This is a genomic window from Halomonas korlensis, from assembly GCF_900116705.1.
GTDB lineage: Bacteria > Pseudomonadota > Gammaproteobacteria > Pseudomonadales > Halomonadaceae > Halomonas > Halomonas korlensis.
The window spans coordinates 182,674-201,535 of record NZ_FPBP01000009.1 but is presented as its reverse complement, the minus strand read 5'-3'; the positions used below and the strand labels follow the sequence as shown (position 1 = coordinate 201,535).

The 18,862-nt window shown below is 63.9% G+C and carries 19 protein-coding genes; 9 read left to right on the top strand and 10 right to left on the bottom strand.

Annotated elements, in window-relative coordinates; genetic code table 11:
• The 5 genes from benB to BM341_RS13255 form a co-directional block, all read right to left on the bottom strand.
• The coding region (gene benB, locus BM341_RS13275) for a benzoate 1,2-dioxygenase small subunit (RefSeq protein ID WP_089796544.1) at positions 1-473 on the bottom strand (473 nt) is incomplete at its 3' end.
• A gap of 32 nt (positions 474-505) precedes the next feature.
• A complete protein-coding gene (locus BM341_RS13270) occupies positions 506-1,873 on the bottom strand; it encodes a Rieske 2Fe-2S domain-containing protein (RefSeq protein ID WP_089795255.1) in 1,368 nt (455 codons plus the stop codon).
• A gap of 80 nt (positions 1,874-1,953) precedes the next feature.
• A complete protein-coding gene (gene catA, locus BM341_RS13265) occupies positions 1,954-2,928 on the bottom strand; it encodes a catechol 1,2-dioxygenase (protein WP_089796543.1) in 975 nt (324 codons plus the stop codon).
• Between the two features lie 71 nt (positions 2,929-2,999).
• A complete protein-coding gene (gene catC / locus BM341_RS13260; RefSeq protein ID WP_089796542.1) occupies positions 3,000-3,290 on the bottom strand; it encodes a muconolactone Delta-isomerase in 291 nt (96 codons plus the stop codon).
• Between the two features lie 112 nt (positions 3,291-3,402).
• Positions 3,403-4,521, bottom strand: a complete 1,119-nt coding sequence (locus tag BM341_RS13255; protein WP_089796541.1) for a muconate/chloromuconate family cycloisomerase — start codon at positions 4,519-4,521, stop codon at positions 3,403-3,405.
• Between the two features lie 105 nt (positions 4,522-4,626).
• Between BM341_RS13255 and BM341_RS13250 the strand changes: the two genes are divergently transcribed.
• Together BM341_RS13250 and BM341_RS13245 are read left to right on the top strand one after the other, a co-directional pair.
• A complete protein-coding gene (locus BM341_RS13250) occupies positions 4,627-5,529 on the top strand; it encodes a LysR family transcriptional regulator (protein WP_089796540.1) in 903 nt (300 codons plus the stop codon).
• 130 nt (positions 5,530-5,659) lie between these two features.
• Positions 5,660-6,418, top strand: a complete 759-nt coding sequence (locus tag BM341_RS13245) for an SDR family NAD(P)-dependent oxidoreductase (protein ID WP_089796539.1) — start codon at positions 5,660-5,662, stop codon at positions 6,416-6,418.
• A 90-nt stretch (positions 6,419-6,508) separates the two neighbouring features.
• On the opposite strand, the gene pobA is transcribed toward BM341_RS13245, so the two are convergent.
• Entirely contained in the window at positions 6,509-7,693 is a 1,185-nt protein-coding gene (pobA, locus tag BM341_RS13240) for a 4-hydroxybenzoate 3-monooxygenase (protein WP_089796538.1), read from the bottom strand.
• Between the two features lie 155 nt (positions 7,694-7,848).
• Here pobA and BM341_RS13235 point away from each other — a divergent pair, with 155 nt between their 5' ends.
• Positions 7,849-8,751 (top strand): helix-turn-helix domain-containing protein, encoded by a 903-nt coding sequence (locus BM341_RS13235; protein ID WP_089796537.1) that lies wholly within the window; start codon positions 7,849-7,851, stop codon positions 8,749-8,751.
• A gap of 71 nt (positions 8,752-8,822) precedes the next feature.
• Here the strand turns inward: BM341_RS13235 and BM341_RS13230 are convergent, their stop codons facing one another.
• The 4 genes from BM341_RS13230 to BM341_RS13215 form a co-directional block, all read right to left on the bottom strand.
• Positions 8,823-9,266 (bottom strand): hypothetical protein, encoded by a 444-nt coding sequence (locus BM341_RS13230; RefSeq protein ID WP_089796536.1) that lies wholly within the window; start codon positions 9,264-9,266, stop codon positions 8,823-8,825.
• 182 nt (positions 9,267-9,448) lie between these two features.
• The gene (locus tag BM341_RS13225) at positions 9,449-10,738 is read right to left on the bottom strand and encodes a TRAP transporter large permease (RefSeq protein WP_089796560.1); all 1,290 of its coding nucleotides are present in this window, start codon (positions 10,736-10,738) and stop codon (positions 9,449-9,451) included.
• Between the two features lies 1 nt (position 10,739).
• A complete protein-coding gene (locus tag BM341_RS13220) occupies positions 10,740-11,267 on the bottom strand; it encodes a TRAP transporter small permease (RefSeq protein WP_089796535.1) in 528 nt (175 codons plus the stop codon).
• 6 nt (positions 11,268-11,273) lie between these two features.
• Entirely contained in the window at positions 11,274-12,302 is a 1,029-nt protein-coding gene (locus BM341_RS13215; RefSeq protein WP_089796534.1) for a TRAP transporter substrate-binding protein, read from the bottom strand.
• A 197-nt stretch (positions 12,303-12,499) separates the two neighbouring features.
• On the opposite strand from BM341_RS13215, the gene BM341_RS19055 reads away from it, so the two are divergent.
• The 6 genes from BM341_RS19055 (at position 12,500) to BM341_RS13190 (ending at position 18,853) form a co-directional block, all read left to right on the top strand.
• Positions 12,500-12,727, top strand: coding sequence for a hypothetical protein (locus BM341_RS19055; RefSeq protein ID WP_139233019.1), 228 nt, complete (start codon positions 12,500-12,502; stop codon positions 12,725-12,727).
• A 227-nt stretch (positions 12,728-12,954) separates the two neighbouring features.
• Entirely contained in the window at positions 12,955-13,401 is a 447-nt protein-coding gene (locus tag BM341_RS13210; protein WP_089796533.1) for an acyl-CoA thioesterase, read from the top strand.
• 54 nt (positions 13,402-13,455) lie between these two features.
• On the top strand, positions 13,456-15,321 hold the full coding sequence (locus BM341_RS13205; RefSeq protein ID WP_089796532.1) for a feruloyl-CoA synthase: 1,866 nt from the start codon (positions 13,456-13,458) through the stop codon (positions 15,319-15,321).
• Between the two features lie 15 nt (positions 15,322-15,336).
• Positions 15,337-16,107, top strand: a complete 771-nt coding sequence (locus tag BM341_RS13200; protein ID WP_089796531.1) for a crotonase/enoyl-CoA hydratase family protein — start codon at positions 15,337-15,339, stop codon at positions 16,105-16,107.
• A 26-nt stretch (positions 16,108-16,133) separates the two neighbouring features.
• Complete coding sequence (locus tag BM341_RS13195; protein WP_089796530.1) at positions 16,134-16,901, top strand: 3-hydroxyacyl-CoA dehydrogenase; 768 nt, start codon at positions 16,134-16,136, stop codon at positions 16,899-16,901.
• A gap of 164 nt (positions 16,902-17,065) precedes the next feature.
• Complete coding sequence (locus tag BM341_RS13190) at positions 17,066-18,853, top strand: acyl-CoA dehydrogenase (RefSeq protein ID WP_089796529.1); 1,788 nt, start codon at positions 17,066-17,068, stop codon at positions 18,851-18,853.
• The last annotated feature ends 9 nt before the right edge of the window (positions 18,854-18,862 follow it).

The window sequence follows — 18,862 nt, the reverse complement described above, 5'->3', positions numbered from 1 at the left end:
TCGATGACCTGGTGGATGTAGTCGTTGTTGAGTTGCACGACCTTCTTGGTGATCAACGGCGTCTCGCCCGACACGTCCAGGGTGTAGAAGGCATGGCCGAAGTAACTGTCGGTCTTCTGGTAACGGTGGCTCAGGGTGTGCCAGTTGAAGCGCAGCTCCAGCGTGTCGCCCGCTTCCTTCAGGATTTCCAGGTTGGTGACCTGATGCGTGGTACGCGGCTCGGGCATGCTGGCCCCGCTGCGCTCGGTCTTGATCCGGTAGACCCGGTCCTCGAGCCCCTCGCGGTTCGGGTAGTAGATCAGCGAGATCTCCGACTCCGGGTCGCGGGTCAGCTGGTCGTCGTCGTCCCAGGCCGGCATCCAGAACACCGCGTCCTGACGGTAGCAGGCCAACCAGTCGTCCCACTGGCGGTCGTCGAGCAGGCGGGCCTCGCGGTACAGGAAGGCCTGGATGTCGTGATAGCTAAAGCTCATGTCTGTTCTCCCCTTCTCGGTTCGTGCCGGACTTACGCGGACTGGGTGGCGATAAACTGGCTGCGTTCCTTGTCGATGGCGCGCAGCATCTCTTCGACCCAGTGCTTGTGGTGCAGCACGTAGAGGCCTTCGTCTTCCGGGGAGGCCCCGCTGAGCAGCGGCTTCATGCCGATCGCCTGGGCGTTGTCGTCGGCGCCCTCGATCCATTGCTTGGCGCCGCGCGAGAGGTCGTTCCACTCGGCCAGCGCGCCGTTGTAGCCCGCCTGGCAGGCACGGAATTCTTCCAGATCATCCGGCGTGCCCATGCCCGAGACGTTGAAGAAGTCCTCGTACTGGCGGATGCGCACCCGACGGTTCTCCGCGGACTCGCCCTTGGGCGCGAAGCAGTAGATGGTGACTTCGCTCTTGTCCACGGCGAGCGGACGGATCACGCGGATCTGCGTGGAGAACTGGTCCATCAGGTAGACGTTGGGGTAGAGGCACAGGTTGCGGGTCTGGTTGACGATGGAGTCGGCCCGCGCCTCGCCGAATTCCTGCTCGATCCAGTCCTTGTTGCTGTAGACCGGGCGCACCTCGGGGTTGAGCAGGCGCGTCCACAGCAGCATGTGGCCGTTCTTGTAGGAGTAGAAGCCGCCCAGGCTCTTCGACCAGCCGTCGGCGTCCACCGCCTTGGTGCCGCCGGCGTCGTAGTTGCGACGCTCCATGGTCGAGGCGTAGTTCCAGTGCACCGAACTGACGTGGTAGCCGTCGGCCCCGTTCTCGGCGCCCAGCTTCCAGTTGCCGTTGAAGGTGTAGGAGGAGGTGCCGCGCAGGATCTCGAGGCCTTCCGGCGCCTGGTCGACGATGTTGTCGATGATCTTCATCGTCTCGCCCAGGTACTCCTCGAGCGGCTGGACGTCATCGCTCAGGCTGCCGAACAAAAAGCCCTTGTAGTTGGCGAAGCGTGGCAGACGCTTGAGGTCGTGGGAGCCTTCCTGCTTGAAGCTGTCCGGGTAGGCGCCGGTCTTCTCGTTCTTGGCCTTGAGCAGCTTGCCGTCGTTCTTGAAGGTCCAGCCGTGGAAGGGGCAGGTGAAGGTGCCCTTGTTGCCTTGCTTGCGGCGGCACAGGGTGGCACCACGGTGGGCGCAGGCGTTGATCAGGCCATGCAGCTCGCCGGCCTTGTCGCGGGTGATGACCACCGGCTGGCGGCCCATGGTCACGGTGAAGTAGTCACCCGGCTCACTGATCTGGCTCTCGTGGGCCAGAAACAGCCAGTTGCCCTCGAAGACGTGCTTCATCTCCAGCTCGAAGAAGGCCTCGTCGGTGAACATGCTGCGATGGCAGCGGAAGATGCCGGCCTCGGCGTCGTCGACGACGGCGCCACGGACACGCTGTTCGAGTTGGTCAAGTTTGGTCGTCATGGTCCAGGTCCTCGATTGTTCTAGGGGGCTGGCCCTTGCGCTCGTGGGCCGGCCCGGTCGTCGTGGAAAAAGGGGTCGGCTCAGACCTTGGCGCTGCCGGCCAGCTGGCTGTGCTGGTCCTGCGCGTCTTCCTTGGCCCGCGGGCGGGCGTGGCGGTGCTGCAGCTCGGGGGCCTCGGTCCTGGCCAGTTCGATGTCGAACACCACCTCGGAAAACGGGCCATCCAGCTCGCGCTTGGCGATCTCGGCCGGGTCTTCGATACGCTTGGCCGGCACCACCAGTTCCTCGCGAGTGGCGAAGGCGAAGTCGTCGAAGGTATAGGGGTCGCCGGCCAGGTTGATCTGGGTGGTCAGGTGCTGATGATCCGGCGCCGAGACGAAGTAGTGGATGTGCGCCGGGCGCTCGCCGTGACGGCCCAGGGCCTTGAGCACCACGTCGGTGGGGGCGCCTTCCGGCACGCCGTAGCCGGAGGGGATGATGCTGCGCGCGGTATAGCGCCCTTCGCTGTCGGCGTAGATGGTGCGGCGCATGTTGTACTCGTCCTGGGACGGGTCGAAGAACGAGTAGTTGCCCTTGGAGTTGCAATGCCAGATCTCGACCTTGGCGCCGGGGATCGGCGTGCCGTCGACGTCACGCACCTGGCCGGTCAGCCACATCACCTCGCCATCGGGGTCGCTGCCGTCGTCCATGCGCGCGAAGCCCTCGGCTTCCGGGGCGCCGGCCACGTAGAGCGGGCCCTCGATGGTGCGCGGAGTGCCGCCGGTGCGCTTGGCCTCGGCATCGATGGCGTCCTGGCGCATGTCCAGGTAGTGGTCGAAGCCCAGCCCCGGGGACAGCAGGCCGAACTGGGTGTCGTGACCCAGCGCGTTGAGCAGGCTGACGGTCGACCAGTACTCTTCCTCGGTGACGTCGAAGTCGTCGATCAGCCGGTACAGGTCGGACAGCAGCCGGTGCATGATCTGCTTGGCGCGCGGGTTGCCGCCCGTCTGATCAAGGCCGGCGACGGTGTTCAGAAAGTCCTGCACCTCGGGCGTCTCAAATATCTTCACGGTCATGATTTTTTCCTCTTGATTCGTCTTCTGCCATTCAGCTGCAATGTGCAGGCCTGGCGTGCTTCATCCGTGGTTCAGGAGTCGTCCTCGCGGACGGAGGACGGGTGACGACACAGCGGCTTGACGCTGATCTCCATGTAGGGGAAGAGCGGCAGGTTGCTGACCAGCTCCTGTAGCTCGGTGTTATCCTCGACGTCGAAGATGCTGACGTTCGAGTAGCTGCCGGCCACGCGCCACAGATGGCGCCACTTGCCGGAGCGCTGCAGCTCCTGCGAGTAGGCCTTCTCGGTCGCCTTGATCTCGGCGGCCTGTTCGGCCGGCATAGACGGCGGCAGCTTGACGGTCATTTCCACGTGAAACAGCATTTCTATTCTCCTCGGTAGGGCCCTGCCCGGTTCCTGCGCAACTTGCCTGATGCGCCTCTGCGTATTGAGCCTAGCTGACGGGCCTTTACTTACAAGACTGGCTTATAAAGCTTTATTTGCGCGAATAGTGGGCCAATTTGTCTTCGTCAAGGGTGATGCCGAGCCCCGCCCCTTGGGGCAAGTCGACCCCGAACTCGTGGTAGTTGAGCGGCTCGACGACGATGTCATCCTTGAGCAGCAGCGGGCCGAACATCTCGGTGCCCCAGGCCATCTCGGGCAGCGTTGCCCAGGCATGCAGGGACGCGGCGGTGCCGATCGTGCCCTCGAGTAAAGTGCCACCATAGAGCCCGATGCCGGCGGCCTGGGCCACATGGGCCAGCTCCAGCACCCCGTTGATGCCACCGGACTTGGCGATCTTGAGAGCGAAGGCGCCGCTGAAGCCGCCCGACACCAGGTCGATACCGTCGCGGGCATCCTGCACCGCCTCGTCGGCCAGCATCGGGACGGTGAAGCGGTTGGCCAGGCGGATCAGGCCGGCGTGCTCGCGGGCGGGGATCGCCTGCTCGATCAAGTCGATGCCGCCCTCCTGCAGGGCCTGGATGCCGTACACGGCAGTGGACTCGTCCCAGGCCTGGTTGACATCGACCCGCACGCTTGCCCGCTCCCCCAGCGCCTCCTTGATGGCGGCGACGTGGCGCACGTCGTACTTGACCGGGTTGGCGCCGATCTTCAGCTTGAAGACGCAGTGGCGGCGTTCGTCGAGGCGCAACAGAGCCTCATCGATGTCCTTCTGCGTATCACCGCTGGCCAGGGTCCAGAGCACCGGCAGGTGCGTCTGACGGGCGCCACCCAGCAGTTCGGCCACGGAGAGCCCCAGGCGCTTGCCCTGGGCATCCAGCAGCGCCGTTTCCAGCGCCGACTTGGCGATGGCGTTACCGCGAGCCTGTCGGTTCAGCCGGGCGCGCAGCGCATGAACGTTACCCGAGGGCTGGCCGATCAGCAGCGGCGCCAGATAGGTATCGATGTTGGTCTTGATGCTCTCGGGGCTCTCGGGGCCATAGGCCAGGCCGCCGATGGTGGTGCCCTCGCCGAGCCCCTCGATGCCATCGCTGTGACGCATCCGCACGATGACCATGGTCTGGCAGGCCATGGTGGTCATGGAGAGCTTGTGGGGGCGGATGGTCGGCAGGTCGACCAGCAGCGTCTCGATACTTTCGATCACGGATGACATGGGTGGCTCCGAAGTCCAGGAAACTGGTGATTACGTGGCAGTTTGATTGCAGCGTGAAGACCTAACCAATATTGTTTGAGTGCCCTGCCATACCCTGGAGGTATCATGGAACTGCGCCATCTCAGGTACTTCTGCGTGGTCGCCGAGGAGCTTAACCTGACCTGCGCCGCCGAGCGCCTGCATATGTCACAGCCCCCTTTATCAAGGCAGATCAAACAGTTAGAGAAAGAAGTCGGGGCCGAGCTGTTCGAGCGGGGATCCCGTGGTTTACGCCTGACGCCGACCGGTCAGTTCTTCCGGCAGCACGCCATCCAGATACTGGAGAAAGTGGATGCCACTCTGGAGGCCACCCGGCGCATGGCCCGCAGCAAGCGCGTCATGTTCGGCATCGGCTTCGTTCCGTCAGTGTTCTATGGCCAGCTGCCGCTGCTGGTCCGCGATCTGCGACAAAAGGATAATGTCGAGCTGAGTCTGGCGGAGCTGACCACGGTGCAGCAGATCCAGGCGTTGAAGGCCGGACGCATCGATATGGGCTTTGGACGTCTCAGGATAGATGACCCGGACGTGGAGCAGGAGGTACTTTTTGACGAACCGATGCTGGCTGCCCTGCCGACCGGTCATCCGCTGGAAGGCACCACCCCGACCCTCGAGCAACTGGCCCGTTACCCGCTGATCCTGTTTCCCGCCAAGCCACGCCCCAGCATGGCCGATATGGTGCTCGGCCTCTTTCGTCGCCAGGGTCTCAAGGTAGAGGTGGCACAGGAAGCCAACGAATTGCAGACGGCACTGGGCCTTGTGCACTCCGAAATCGGCATCAGCCTGGTACCCGAGCAGGTCAAGCGCGTGCAGCGCGACGGCATCGTCTATGTCTATCTGGCCGACAAGCGCATCACCACCCCTGTCATCTGCAGCCGCCGCCGCGGGGAGCCTCCCTCCGCTGTGATGCAGGACGCCAACGCCATCCTCAAGGGACTGGTGGAAAACCGTCGCAGCGGGCGCTATCCCTGAAAATCAAAAGGTCGGCTCACGGTGTATAGCGCGACACCAACCAATCAATGAAGAACACCAGGCGCGCGATCAGCCCGAGCGCCCGATGACGCCACTATCCACGACAGCCACTCAGCGAGAGGAGAGTGTTATGAAAAAGATTGCATTCATCACCGGGGCGACTTCGGGGTTTGGCAGGGCCTGCGCCTGCCGCTTCGCCGAGGCAGGCTGGTCGCTGGTGCTGACCGGCCGTCGGGAGGAGCGGCTGGCCGAGTTGCGGGATCAATTGAGTGATAAAGGACCGGTGCATACGGCAACACTCGACGTGCGCGATAGCCAGGCGGTCAAGGCCGTCGTCGAGGCGTTGCCCAGCGAGTTCCAGGCGGTGACCTGCCTGGTCAATAACGCCGGTCTGGCGCTAGCTCCCCATGCGGCACAGAAGGTAGACCTCGAGGACTGGCATACCATGATCGATACCAATGTCACGGGACTGGTCAACGTCACCCATGCGCTGTTGCCGACGCTGATCGAGCAAGGGGCCGGCACCAGCATCATCAACCTCGGCTCGGTGGCCGGCGATGCTCCTTATCCGGGCAACCATGTCTACGGCGCAACCAAGGCCTTCGTCCGTCAGTTCAGCTACAACTTGCGCTGCGACCTGCTGGGCACCGGCGTGCGAGTCACCGATATCGCCCCGGGCCTGGCCGAGACCGAGTTTACCCTGGTGCGTACCGGCGGTGACCAGGCGAGCCACGACAAGCTCTATGGCGGCACCACGCCGCTACAGCCTGAGGATATCGCCGAGCAGATCTATCACGTCGCCACCCTTCCGCCCCATATCAACATCAATCGCCTGGAAGTGATGCCTGTCCGCCAAGCCTGGAATGGCTTCGCCTTCGATCGCGACTGAGGGAGACTCACAAGACCGGAGATACCCCACTGGAGGGTGAAAGTCCGGGCTCGCGCCCGGGTCTCGGTGCAGCAACCGCGAGCGGTCGAACTACTCCAGCGACTCGTAGGGCAGGCCCACGTAGTTCTCGGCGATGGTGGTCAGTCCCGCCTCGGAGCTGGTCACGTAGTCCAGCTCGGCCTGCTGCATGCGCGTGCCGAAATCTTCCTCGTCCGAAAACTTGTGCAGCATCGTGGTCATCCACCAGGAGAAGCGTTCGGCCTTCCAGATGCGCTTGAGGCAGGTTTCGGAGTAGTTGGGGATCAGGTCGGTGCGACCCTCCTGATAGACCTTCACCATCAGTCGGTAGAGAGTATTGACGTCGCTGGCGGCCAGGTTCAGGCCCTTGGCCCCGGTAGGTGGCACGATATGGGCGGCGTCGCCGACCAGGAACAGGCGGCCGTACTGCATCGGCTCGACCACGAAGCTGCGCAGCGGGGCGATGCTCTTCTCGATGGAGGGGCCGGTGACCAGCGTCTCGGCGACGTCATCGGGGATGCGCCGCTTGAGCTCCTCCCAGAAGCGCTCGTCGGACCAGTCCTCCACCTTCTCTTCCAGGGAGACCTGAATGTAGTAACGGCTGCGGGTTTCAGAACGCATGCTGCACAGGGCGAAGCCGCGCTCGTGACGGGCATAGATCAGCTCCTCGGCGACCGGCGGGGTGTCGGAGAGCATGCCCAGCCAGCCAAAGGGATAGACCTTCTCGAATTCCTTGATGCGACCCTCGGGAATCGAGCGGCGCGACACGCCATGATAGCCGTCGCAGCCGGCCACGTAGTCGCAGTCCAGGCGATGTGTCTCGCCGTCCTTCTCGAAGGTGAGATAGGGACGGTCGGTCTCGAGGTCATGGGGCTGGACGTTGTTCGCCTCGTAGAGGGTGGTGCCGCCGGCGGCCTCGCGAGCCTCCATCAGGTCGCGGGTGACCTCGGTCTGGCCGTAGACCATCACCGTCTTGCCGCCGGTCAGCCCGGCCAGGTCGACGCGGACCCGGCGGTTGTCGAAGGCCAGCTCGACGCCATCGTGAGGCAGGCCCTCCTCGTCCATGCGCCTGTCGACGCCCGCCTCGCGCAGCAGGTCGACCATGCCCTGCTCCAGCACACCGGCCCGGATGCGGCCGAGCACGTACTCGCCGGACTTGCGCTCGAGGATGACATTGTCGATACCCTGGCCTGCCAACAACTGGCCGAGCAGCAGGCCCGCGGGTCCAGCGCCGATGATTGCGACCTGTGTCTTCATGAGGATGCCTCTCTGTTGTTGTGTTTCATCAACGAAACGATGGGTTGTATTTTTCAATGAAACACAGGCTCAGGTAAGGCAAGATTGGCAGTATTCCTTGGATATTTCCAAGATGTGACATCGACTTTCGTCAAGATCACCCATGCGGAGGCAAGATGGCCCCGTCGCCTGCCACGGATGTTCCTGTCTTCAAGCTCTATGGCGAGACCCATCACTGGCCGACGCCCGATCTGCTGCACTGTGAGTCGATTCCCGAACGCAGCCGCTTGCACGACTGGCGCATCCGCCCTCACCGCCACGCCGATCTGGTGCACCTGCTGCATGTCTCGGTAGGCGACGTGGCGCTCGAGCTGGAGGGCAGCACGCGGCAGCTGCAGGGTCCGCTGGTGATCGTGGTGCCGGCCATGAGCATCCATGGCTTTCGCTTCTCGCCGACTATCCGCGGCCATATCATCACCCTGGCCAGGCCACTGGCCGAACGCCTCGATACTCGGCTGGCGGAGCAGGCCGCCGCCCTGACCCGCGCCGCGGCTTATCCTCTTGACGAGGAGCGGGAGACGGCCCGCTTCATCACGCTGGTGGCGCAGATCGATGAAGAATACCGCCATCCGGCGAACGGCCGCGATTCACTGCTGGAGGCCTTGATTCAGGCCCTGACCGTGGAGCTCGCCCGCCTCGCCGATCGCGGCCCGCAGCTCGGCAGTCAACCGCTGCCCCGCCGCCACGACCGTGCTCGGGGGCATCTACAGAACTACCTGGCATTGATCGAGGGACAGTTTCGCCAGCAGCCTGGGATCGAGGAGTTCGCCGACCAGCTGGGCATGACCAGCGCCCATCTCAATATGCTCTGCCGGCGCCTGGCCGGACGCAGCGCCCTGCAACTGCTTCACGAGCGGCTCCTGCTGGAAGCCAAGCGTCAGCTGACCTACACCAACATGACCATCAGTCAGGTCGCCGACATCCTGGGTTTCTCCGAGCCGGCCTACTTCACCCGCTTCTTCAAGCGGTTGACCGGTCTCTCGCCCCGACACTTCCGGCAGCGCCAGCACGCCGAATGATACCGGCCAAAAACACACTGCCCCGGGACGGCAGGCCATCCCGGGGCAGTGGGCTCAGGTGGGAGACTCGATCAGCCGGCCACGACCTGCGATTTTTGCTCGAATGCCTCGGCGTTGGGACAGAAGCCACGGCACTTCTCCCAGCGCTCGCCGGCACGCATTGCTTTCCAACAGCGACCTACTACGGGGCAGCGATTGCAGACCGTCTGCAGCTCGCCGAAGTGTGTCTCCTCGCCAGGGCCAAAGTCATCACGGCCGAGACCGAAGCGCTGCATCATCGCGGGCATCAGGGTCTCGGCGGGAATCAGCTCGAGATCTCCTCCGCGGTTGAGGGTCCGTGCCACCTCGCGCTCGAAGGCAGGCGCCATCGGGGTGTCAAGGTTACGCACCATCTCTCGGTAATCGACGGAGTCCTCGTAGCGGATTCCCTGCACCACCCGAGGCATGCTGGCCTCGAAGAGACGCTCCTCGAGTCTTGCCAGCCAACCTTGGCGTTCGGTCTGCTTGTCGTTCATGTCACACCTCCGGGTCGGTCATGCCGGCTTTGCCGGCCGCCATGCGGGTTTCGCTGCCTGAAGAATGGTCCTGCAATGACTGGCTGCCAATTGAAGGTTTGAAGACCCTCCATAACGCCTGGGTTATGGTACGGTACCCCTTGGCCACAAGGCCTAGGGTACCGTAGACAAGGCGCTTGACCTCAGAGCAGGAACACAGTGCTCAGCACCGGGAAGGCGATCAACAGCGCCAGGCGCACGAAGTCGGAGACGATGAACGGTGCCACGCCCTTGAAGATCTCGCCCAGTCCCACATGAGGGGCCATCGCCTTGATCACGAAGACGTTCATGCCCACCGGCGGCGTGATCAGGCCGAGCTCCACGGTCAGCACGGTGATGATGCCAAACCATATGGGGTCGATGCCCAGCGACTGGATGATCGGAAACACCACCGGCACCGTGATCACCAGCATGGCGATCGCGTCCATGAACATTCCCAGCACGAAGTAGAGCAGCAGGATGCACAGCACCACCACGATCGGTGCCAGTTCCATGCCGTAGAGGACGTCGGTGATGGAAAACGAGATGCGCGACACCGAGATGAAGTAGCCCAGGGTCTCGGCCCCTACCAGCATGAAGAACACCACGGCGGAGAGCGCCAGGGTCTCCTGCACGCTGCGCCACAGCTCCTTGCCGCGCATGCCCTTGACCAGGGCGTAGAGCAGGGTGGCGAAGGCGCCGACACTGGCGCCCTCGGTGGGGGTGAAGGCGCCGAAGTAGATCCCCAGGATCATCACCAGAAAGACCGCAAAGAAGGGCACCAGTCCGGAGAGCGAAGCCAGCTTCTGCCGCCAGGCCGTGGGCTCCCCCGCCACCGCCAGCGAGGGCTTGAGGCGCATCACCACGCTGATCGTGAGGGAATACATCACCAGCCCCATCAACCCGGGCACCAGACCTGCCATGAACATGTCGCCCACCGACTGTTCGGTCAGAATGGCGTAGATGAGCAGCGCGATGGAGGGCGGGATCATGATCCCCAGGGTGCCGCCGGCGGCCAACGCGCCGGTGGCCAGGCCGCGGTTATAGCCGTAGCGCTCCATTTCCGGCAGGGCGACCCGGGTCATGGTGCTGGCGGTGGCCAACGACGAGCCGGAGATCGCCGAGAAGATCCCGCAGGAACCCACGGCGGCGATAGCGAGCCCCCCTTTCCAGCCGCCGCAGATTACCCGGGTCGAATGGAACAGCTTGCCGGCCATGCCGGAATGCGCCGCCAGCACGCCCATCAGGATGAACATCGGCACGGCGCTGAAGCTGTAGTTGGAGAGCACCTCCACCGGCACGGTCTTGAGCTGGGCGATGGCCGCACTCCAGCTGATCACCTGGGCGAAGCCCACTACCCCGACAATCAGCATGGTCAGCGCCACCGGTACCCGCAGTACCATCAGCACCAGCAGCAGTACCAGCCCGATAGCCCCGATCATCTCACTCGACAGATCAATCCCCACTGGACACCTCCCCTTCGGCGCCGAACACCGCACTCAGCACGGCATGGACCAGGCTGCGCAGCCCCAACAGCAGGCTGAGCACGGCGGCCGCGTAATAGATGGGTCCCATGGGGATTCGCAGGTCCTGGGTCACTTCACCATGCCGGGCCGCCGCACTGGCGGAATCCACCAGGCCGAGGAAGAGAATCAAGCCGAGTGCCGTGAACCCCAGCAGGTAGACGCCATGCAGTCGGTTCTTGATGGCGGGAGAGAGGCCATGGGAGAAGGCCTCCACCACCACCTGACTCTTCTCCACGTTGGCGGCCATGGCGGCCAACAGGGAGAACAGCATCAGGTAACTGACCAGCTCCACGCTACCGGAGACGCGCAGGGCGATGGCCCCCTCGGTGATCCGATAAAGATAGCGTGTAGCAACGTCAGCGATGGTTACACCCAGCAGCGCCACCAGGGCGATGCCAGCGACAAGCTTGCACAAGAGGGCCAGCCAGTGGCTGACCTTTTCCAGGGTAACCTTCATCACCTCTTACTCTTGGTCGGCGGCGCAGGACTCGCTGGCGGTGAGCGCCGCCTCGTAGACCTCGCGGGCCGGCAGGCCGCGCTCTTCGACCTGGGCCAGATAATTATCGATGCCATCCTGGAGCGGCTTCTGCCAGTCGGGATGCTCCAGGGGGTTCTCGATCTCGCGGATGGTGTGGCCCGCGTCTTCCGCTTCTCGCTTGCCTTCCACATCGAGACGGTCAAAGACAACGCCGGCGTTCTCGGCCCATTTCATGCCGGAGTTGGCGTCGATCACCGCTTGCTGCTCGGGGCTCAGGCTGTCATAGGCTCGCTGGTTCATGGTGGCCACGAAGATCAGGGTGTAGAACGGCACCTCGGTGTGGTACTCGACCAGCTCGTTGATGCGGAAGCCCTTCAGCCCCTCCCAGGGGAAACTCAGGCCATCGATGACGCCGCGCTGCATGGCCGTGTAGATGTCCGGCGCCGGCATGCCCACCGGGCTCGCTCCCATGTTCTCAAGCATTTCACCCGCCACGGCGGTGGGGCGGCGGATGCGCAGCCCCTCGAGGTCTGACGGCACCTGGACGTCGGTATCGATGGTATGGATGCCGCCCGGCCCGGTGGTGAACATGAACAGCGGTTTGGTGTCGGCGTACTCCTCGTCCAGGTGTCCCTCGTCATAGAGGGTCTGCAGCACGCAGGCGCCCTGGGTCGCGGTGGTGGCTACCCCGGGCAGCTCGACGATCTGCGACAGCGGGAAACGCCCAGCAGTATAGCCCTGAGCGGTGGCGCCGATGTCGGCGATGCCGTTCGCTGCCGCCTCGTAGATGGAGTCAGGCTTGGCCAGGGTGCCGGAGGGGAACATCTCGACCCTGAGCTCACCGCCGGACTCCTCCTCGAGGGTGGCCGCCCACGCCTCGAAGATCTTCTGATTGACGCCCGAGGCGCCCGGCCAGAAGTGGGCCATGCGCAGGGTGGTGGCCGACTGGGCGGAAGCTGCGCTCAGGCCGGCGATGGACGCGGCCAGCAGGCAAGCGGTGAACTTGGTCTTCATGATGATCCTCCAGCGTATCGTTATCGTGCTCGCTCTTTCGTTCGCAGAGTGAACATCGGTTCGTATCCCTGCAAAGTAAACCACCTCTCTCCACGGCGAAAAGCGACTTTGGTCTTAACGGGGACACGGGGTCCTTCTTTGCCCTGCGTTCAAGCTGTACTAATCTCAGACTAACCCTCCAGGGAGAAGGCTTCACGTTGAAACGTCTGACCCACCGCCATGAACAGCACGGCAAGCCCGATCTCCCGGAACGCCCATCAGCCATCTCTTTCTGGCGCCTGCGCCTCGACCATAGGCTGGCAAGCCTTGAGTGCGTGATCCGCCCCCCTGACATGTCCCTCACGGGTGACGGCGAAATGACGATGGTGCCAAAGGTATTCAGCGCACTCGCAATGCAAAATAATGCATTAATTTTGAAGCATTGAAATAGCTCTCCAACGATATGCATCATATTGATAAAGCTTAATTTATCTATTTTATGCTACTAAAGATGTAGCACCATTGAACTTGCCACTTTTCAATCATGCATTATAGTTCACACCCGTCGGCGTGGTGATGGTTGCAGCAACCAAACACCGAGCGCCACTGAAACAACGACATCTGAATAACTTGCCTCGGCGAGGACTACCCTCGCCACATCAGAGCCAGCCAAATGAAAACCATACCGATGCAGACTCCCTTCTACTATCGACGCCCCATTCGCTGGGGTGACACCGATGTTGCTGGAATCGTATTCACAGGGCATTACTTCGACATCTGTATGGAAGCCATCGAGAGCTGGTTCATCGAGGTGCTCGAACTGGACTGGTTCATCTTGACCCAGGACCACGGTATCGGCACGCCCTTCGTGCACGCCGAAGTCGATTTCCACGCCCCGCTGACCCCTCGGGACGGCCTGTCGGTCCGGGTTGATGTAGAACGTATGGGCAACAGCTCCTTGAGCCTGGCCCTGACGGGCAAGCGCAACAGCGATGACCAGCATAGCTTCACGGGAAGCTTCATCTGCTGCTTCAGTGACATCAGGACCATGACGAATATCCCGATCCCCGAATGGATGCGTCGCAGGATAGACCACTACCAGCAGAGCTGTGCCGCCTGAACGCACCCCCACACGATCCCCCTAGCCAATAACAAGCCCGCACAGGAGTCCCTCATGAACACCACGCGAGCCGCACTGCACAACAAGCCATTTATCGATCCACGTGTAAGCCTGGAGAGACGAAGCGACGGCAGCATCCTGCTGGGCTCCGAGATTCCCCTGGGGGACGACTATGCGCGTTGCGTCGGCGAATGGCTTGAGCACTGGGCCCGTCGGGACCCCGAGCGGGTCTGGCTGGCCCAGCGCGATGCCGACGACAAGTGGCAACGCATCACCTACGGTGAAGCACACCGGCGAGTAATGGCCATCGCCACCTGGCTGTTGACCCAGGGCCTCTCGGCTGAGCGACCGGTGATGATCCTCTCGGACAACAGCATCGAGCATGCCCTGCTGATGGTCGCCGCCATGCACATCGGCGTGCCCTCCTGCTCTGTCTCGCCGGGCAACTCACTGATGTCCAAGGACCATGCCAAGCTCAGGGGCAATATCGAGCTGCTGCGTCCGGGCGTGATTTACGCCGACCCCATCGAGAAGTTCCGCCCGGCGCTGGAAGCCGTCGCCGACCTGCATGACGCCCAACTGGTGGCAGGCAGTCAGAGCAGCGAGCCCATGGCATGCAGCGTGGCGTTCGCCGACATCGAGGCCAGGAGCGACGAAGCGGCGGTGATGGTGGCCTTCCATGCTATCACCCCGGACACCATCGCCAAGTTCCTGTTCACCTCGGGTTCGGTGGGCGTGCCCAAGGCGGTCCCGAACACCCATCGCATGCTGTGCTCCAACCAGAAGGCCAAGGAACAGGTCTGGCCGATGCTCGCTGAGGAGCCCCCGATGCTGCTCGACTGGCTGCCTTGGAGCCATACCTTCGGTGGCAACCACAACTTCAACCTGATCCTGCGCTGGGGCGGGTCCCTCTATCTGGATGACGGCAAGCCGACACCCGCGCTGATCGAGAAGACCGCGCGCAACCTCAAGGAGGTCTCACCAACCCTCTATTTCAGCGTGCCACGGGCCTACGACATGCTGGTGCCGCTACTCCGCGAGGACGACACCCTGCGCGAGGGGTTCTTCAGCCGTCTCAAGCTGGTGTTCTATGCCGCCGCCGCTCTGCCCCACCACCTGTGGACGGCGCTGGAGGAAATGGCCCGCGCCACCACCGGCCAGGACATCATGGTCGTCTCGTCCTGGGGCTCCACCGAAACCGCCCCTATCTGCACCGACTGCCATTTCAACGCCACCCGCTCAGGAGTGATCGGCGTGCCGATCCCGGGCACCACGCTCAAGCTGGTGCCCTGTGCCGACAAGCTGGAGGTTCGCGTCAAGGGACCCAACATCTTCGCCGGCTACTGGAAACAGCCCGAGCTGTCTGCCAAGGCCTTCGACGACGAGGGCTACTACATGATCGGCGACGCCGTGGAGTTCGTGGATCCCGAGCGCCCCGAACTGGGGCTGCTGTTCGACGGCCGAGTCGGCGAGGACTTCAAGCTGCTAACCGGCACCTGGGTTCATGTGGGCAGCCTGCGCATGGCCGGTCTCGAGGCCATCGCCCCGGTCGGTCAGGACATCGTGGTGACCGGCCACGACCGCGACGAGATCGGTTTTCTGATCTTCCCCCACCCCGAAGAATGGCGCCGCCTCTGCCCGGACCTGCCGGCTGACACCCCACTGGAAACTCTGGTGGAACGCCCGGAAATCATCGAGCACGTGCGTGAGGGGCTCGCGGCCCTCAAGGCTAAGGGCGGCGGCAGCTCCACCTATGCCACACGCGCCCTGCTGATGAGCGAGCCCCCTTCCGCGGAGGCCGGCGAGATCACCGATAAAGGTTATATCAATCAGCGCATGGTGCTGAACCGCCGCGCCGAGCTGGTCGAGGCGCTATATGCCGAGACGCCGGACCCGCGCGTCATCACCCTGCCCCAATGACATGCCGAGGACACCATGAGCGAGACACTGGTCAAGACGTCGCTGGATGACAGCATCTACACCATCACCCTGGCCCGCCCAGCCAAGCGCAACGCCGTCAGCGACCGCCTGCTGGCGGCTCTGGAGGAAGCCCTGGGCGCCACACCGGAAGGCACCCGAGTGATCATCCTTGCGGCCGAAGGCAAGCACTTCTGCGCCGGGCTGGACCTCTCCGAGCACCAGCATCGTGAGCCCTTTGGTGTCATGCAGCACTCGCGTAACTGGCACCGCATCTTCGACCGCCTGCAGAACGGCGGCATCCCGGTGGTCGCAGCGATGCAGGGTGCAGTGATCGGTGGCGGCCTGGAGCTTGCCAGCGCCACCCACGTGCGAGTCGCCGAGCCGAACACGATCTACCAGCTGCCCGAGGGCCGTCACGGCATCTTCGTCGGCGGTGGCGCCTCGGTACGGGTGGCCAACCTCATCGGTCCCGGCCGCATGTGCGAGATGATGCTGACCGGGCGGATTATCGAGGCCGAGGAGGGCCAGCGCCTGGGGCTGTCACACTACCTGGTCGGCGAGGGCGAGAGCCTTGCCAAGGCGCGCCAACTCGCCGAGCGCATCGCTGAGAACGCCCCCATGGCCAACTGGGCAATGGTCTCTGCCATCTCGCGGATAAACGACATGTCCAGCGAGGACGGGCTGTTCGTCGAGTCGTTGACCGCCGCCCTGACCCAGACCAGCCCCGAGGTCGCCGCCCGTATCGGCGAGTTTCTGGAGCGCAAGGGCCAGGGCCCCCGGTCCTGATCACCATTTTAAAGAAGGAGTGCTAAATGAAATTCCAGGACAACAACTTCATCGTCACCGGCGGCGCCTCTGGCCTTGGCGAGGCCACGGTGCGCGAGCTGTACAGTGCCGGCGCCCGGGTGGTGATCGCCGACCTCAATGCCGAGCGCGGCGAGGCCCTGGCCACCGAGTTAGGGGAGCACGCCGCATTCCAGCGCACCGACGTCACCGACGAGGCCGATGCCCAGGCCGCGGTGGAGCTGGCCGTTTCCCGCTTCGGTGGCCTGCAGGGGCTGATCAACTGCGCCGGCATCGGTGATCCCGCCAAGGTGCTGGGCAAGCAGGGCCCCCAGCCACTTTCGGCCTTCTCACGGGCGGTGCAGATCAACCTGATCGGCACCTTCAACATGATTCGCCTGGCCAGCGCCGCCATGGCCGAGGGCGAGCCCCAGGCCGACGGCGAGCGTGGCGTTATCGTCAACACCGCCTCGGTGGCCGCCTTCGATGGCCAGATCGGCCAGGCCGGCTATGCCGCCTCCAAGGGCGGCATCGTCGCCATGACGCTGCCCATCGCTCGCGAGCTGGCCCGCCACGGCATCCGCGTGATGACCATCGCCCCGGGGCTCTTCCAGACGCCGCTGATGGAGACGCTGCCCGAGGAGGTCCAGCAGTCATTGGCCGCGTCGATCCCCTTCCCCAATCGCCTGGGACGGCCCGACGAGTTCGCCCGCCTGGCCTGCCAGATCGTCGACAACGTGATGATGAACGGCGAGACGATCCGTCTGGATGGCGCCATTCGCATGGCGCCGCGGTAAGGCTTGCCAGAAACCTGACCACCCCGCCAGATTTCAGTCAGCCCTCAAGATTTCGCGATTCATTACTGCTCTCGACAGCCTGGCCGCCGGTGGCGGCCAGGCGATGCGCCTGCGCCAAAGACGCGAAGCTCGGCAGAGGCACCCAAGGCACGGAGGACGCCACCATGATCGATTACCAAGCACCGATGCGTGACATGCAGTTCATTCTCGGCGAGCTCGCCGGCCTTCCCGACGTGGCGGCACTGCCTCATTGCGAGGACGCCTCCCCCGACCTGGTAGCGGCCATCCTCGAGGAAGCCGGCAAGTTCGCCACAGGGGTGCTGGCCCCGATCAACCGCCAGGGGGATCTGGAGGGCTGCCGCCTGAAGGGCGAGCGGGTGATCGTCCCCGACGCCTGGCAGTCCGCCTACGATCAGTTTCGTGAAGCGGGTTGGCTGGGGCTGTCGCTGCCGCCGGAGTTCGGCGGCCAGGGACTGCCCAAGCTGGTCTCCACTCCGGTCTGGGAGATGTGGTTCTCCAGCAACATGGCCTTCACCATGCTTCCGCAACTGAACGTCGGCCAAGCCGAGGCGCTGCTGATCGCCGCCAGCGAGGAGCAGAAGGCCACCTGGCTTGCAAAGATTGTCAGCGGTGAATGGGCGGCCACCATGAACCTCACCGAGCCCCAGGCAGGCTCGGACCTGGCTGCCACGCGCATGCGCGCCGAGCCCACCGAGGAGGGCGACTACCGCCTCTACGGTCAGAAGATCTACATCTCCTATGGCGAGCACGAGCTCACCCCCAACATCGTGCACTTGGTGCTGGCCCGGCTCCCCGACGCCCCCGAAGGGGTCAAGGGCCTGTCGCTGTTCCTGGTGCCAAAGTATCGCCTGGATGCGGACGGCAACCCCGGCGAGAAGAACGACGTACACTGCATCTCCATCGAGCACAAGATGGGCATCCACGGCAGCCCTACCTGCACACTGAGCTTCGGTGACACCGAAGGCGCCGTCGGCTACCTGGTCGGCGAGCCTCACCAGGGCCTCAAGATCATGTTCATCATGATGAACGAGGCACGTTTCGGGGTCGGCGTGCAGGGCGTGGCGCTGGGTGAGCGGGCCTACCAGTCGGCCCTTGACTACGCCCAGGAACGCGTTCAGGGCCGCAATATCGTAAGTGGCGAGGCGGGACAGCCGATCCTTTACCACCCGGACGTCAAGCGCATGCTCGTGGGCATGCGCGCGCGGCTGCTGGCCATGCGCACCTTCCTCTACACCGCTGCCGGCTGGTTCGACATTGCCCATCACCACCCGGATACCGAGGTCGCCGACAAGCATCGCCGCTACGTCGACCTGCTGATGCCGGTGGCCAAGGGCTGGTGCACCGAGGTTGGCAACGAGCTATGTGACGAGGCCATCCAGGTGTTTGGCGGCATGGGCTTCGTCGAGGAGACCGGTGTCGCCCAGCTGTTCCGCGACGCCCGCATCATCACCATCTACGAAGGCACCACCGGCATCCAGGCCAACGACCTGCTGGGCCGTAAAATCCTGCGCGAGAAGGGTGCGACGCTGCACGAGCTGCTGGACGACATGCGCGCCGTTGCCCGGGTAGTCCGCGAGGATTCGCGCCTGGCGGATCTCGCAGTGGGCCTGGAGGAAATGCTCGAGGGGCTGGCCGCGACCACCGGCTGGCTGCTTGCCCAAGGCAAGGAGCAGACCGCCGCCCTCTATGGAGGTGCAGTCCCCCTACTCTATCAGCTGGGCACCGTCGTCGGTGGTTGGCAGCTGGTACGCGCCGCCCAGGCCGCTCAGCGCCAGCTCGATCACGGCGAAGGCGACCCCGACTACCTAGACAGTGTCATCGCCCTCGCCCGCTTCTACATGGCCAGCGTGGCACCCGAGGCGGCATCTCACGCTCGGGCCGTGCGTGAAGGTGGCCAGGTACTGGCACAATTCCCTGAGACGGGGCTCTAAGCCCCACCC

Excerpts from the sequence above, each read along its gene's own strand:
- BM341_RS13270 (WP_089795255.1), bottom strand. The coding sequence starts at position 1,873 with ATGACGACCAAACTTGACCAACTCGAACAGCGTGTCCGTGGCGCCGTC.
- catA (WP_089796543.1), bottom strand. The coding sequence starts at position 2,928 with ATGACCGTGAAGATATTTGAGACGCCCGAGGTGCAGGACTTTCTGAAC.
- catC (WP_089796542.1), bottom strand. The coding sequence starts at position 3,290 with ATGCTGTTTCACGTGGAAATGACCGTCAAGCTGCCGCCGTCTATGCCG.
- BM341_RS13255 (WP_089796541.1), bottom strand. The coding sequence starts at position 4,521 with ATGTCATCCGTGATCGAAAGTATCGAGACGCTGCTGGTCGACCTGCCG.
- BM341_RS13250 (WP_089796540.1), top strand. The coding sequence starts at position 4,627 with ATGGAACTGCGCCATCTCAGGTACTTCTGCGTGGTCGCCGAGGAGCTT.
- BM341_RS13245 (WP_089796539.1), top strand. The coding sequence starts at position 5,660 with ATGAAAAAGATTGCATTCATCACCGGGGCGACTTCGGGGTTTGGCAGG.
- pobA (WP_089796538.1), bottom strand. The coding sequence starts at position 7,693 with ATGAAGACACAGGTCGCAATCATCGGCGCTGGACCCGCGGGCCTGCTG.
- BM341_RS13235 (WP_089796537.1), top strand. The coding sequence starts at position 7,849 with ATGGCCCCGTCGCCTGCCACGGATGTTCCTGTCTTCAAGCTCTATGGC.
- BM341_RS13230 (WP_089796536.1), bottom strand. The coding sequence starts at position 9,266 with ATGAACGACAAGCAGACCGAACGCCAAGGTTGGCTGGCAAGACTCGAG.
- BM341_RS13220 (WP_089796535.1), bottom strand. The coding sequence starts at position 11,267 with ATGAAGGTTACCCTGGAAAAGGTCAGCCACTGGCTGGCCCTCTTGTGC.
- BM341_RS13215 (WP_089796534.1), bottom strand. The coding sequence starts at position 12,302 with ATGAAGACCAAGTTCACCGCTTGCCTGCTGGCCGCGTCCATCGCCGGC.
- BM341_RS13210 (WP_089796533.1), top strand. The coding sequence starts at position 12,955 with ATGAAAACCATACCGATGCAGACTCCCTTCTACTATCGACGCCCCATT.
- BM341_RS13205 (WP_089796532.1), top strand. The coding sequence starts at position 13,456 with ATGAACACCACGCGAGCCGCACTGCACAACAAGCCATTTATCGATCCA.
- BM341_RS13200 (WP_089796531.1), top strand. The coding sequence starts at position 15,337 with ATGAGCGAGACACTGGTCAAGACGTCGCTGGATGACAGCATCTACACC.
- BM341_RS13195 (WP_089796530.1), top strand. The coding sequence starts at position 16,134 with ATGAAATTCCAGGACAACAACTTCATCGTCACCGGCGGCGCCTCTGGC.
- BM341_RS13190 (WP_089796529.1), top strand. The coding sequence starts at position 17,066 with ATGATCGATTACCAAGCACCGATGCGTGACATGCAGTTCATTCTCGGC.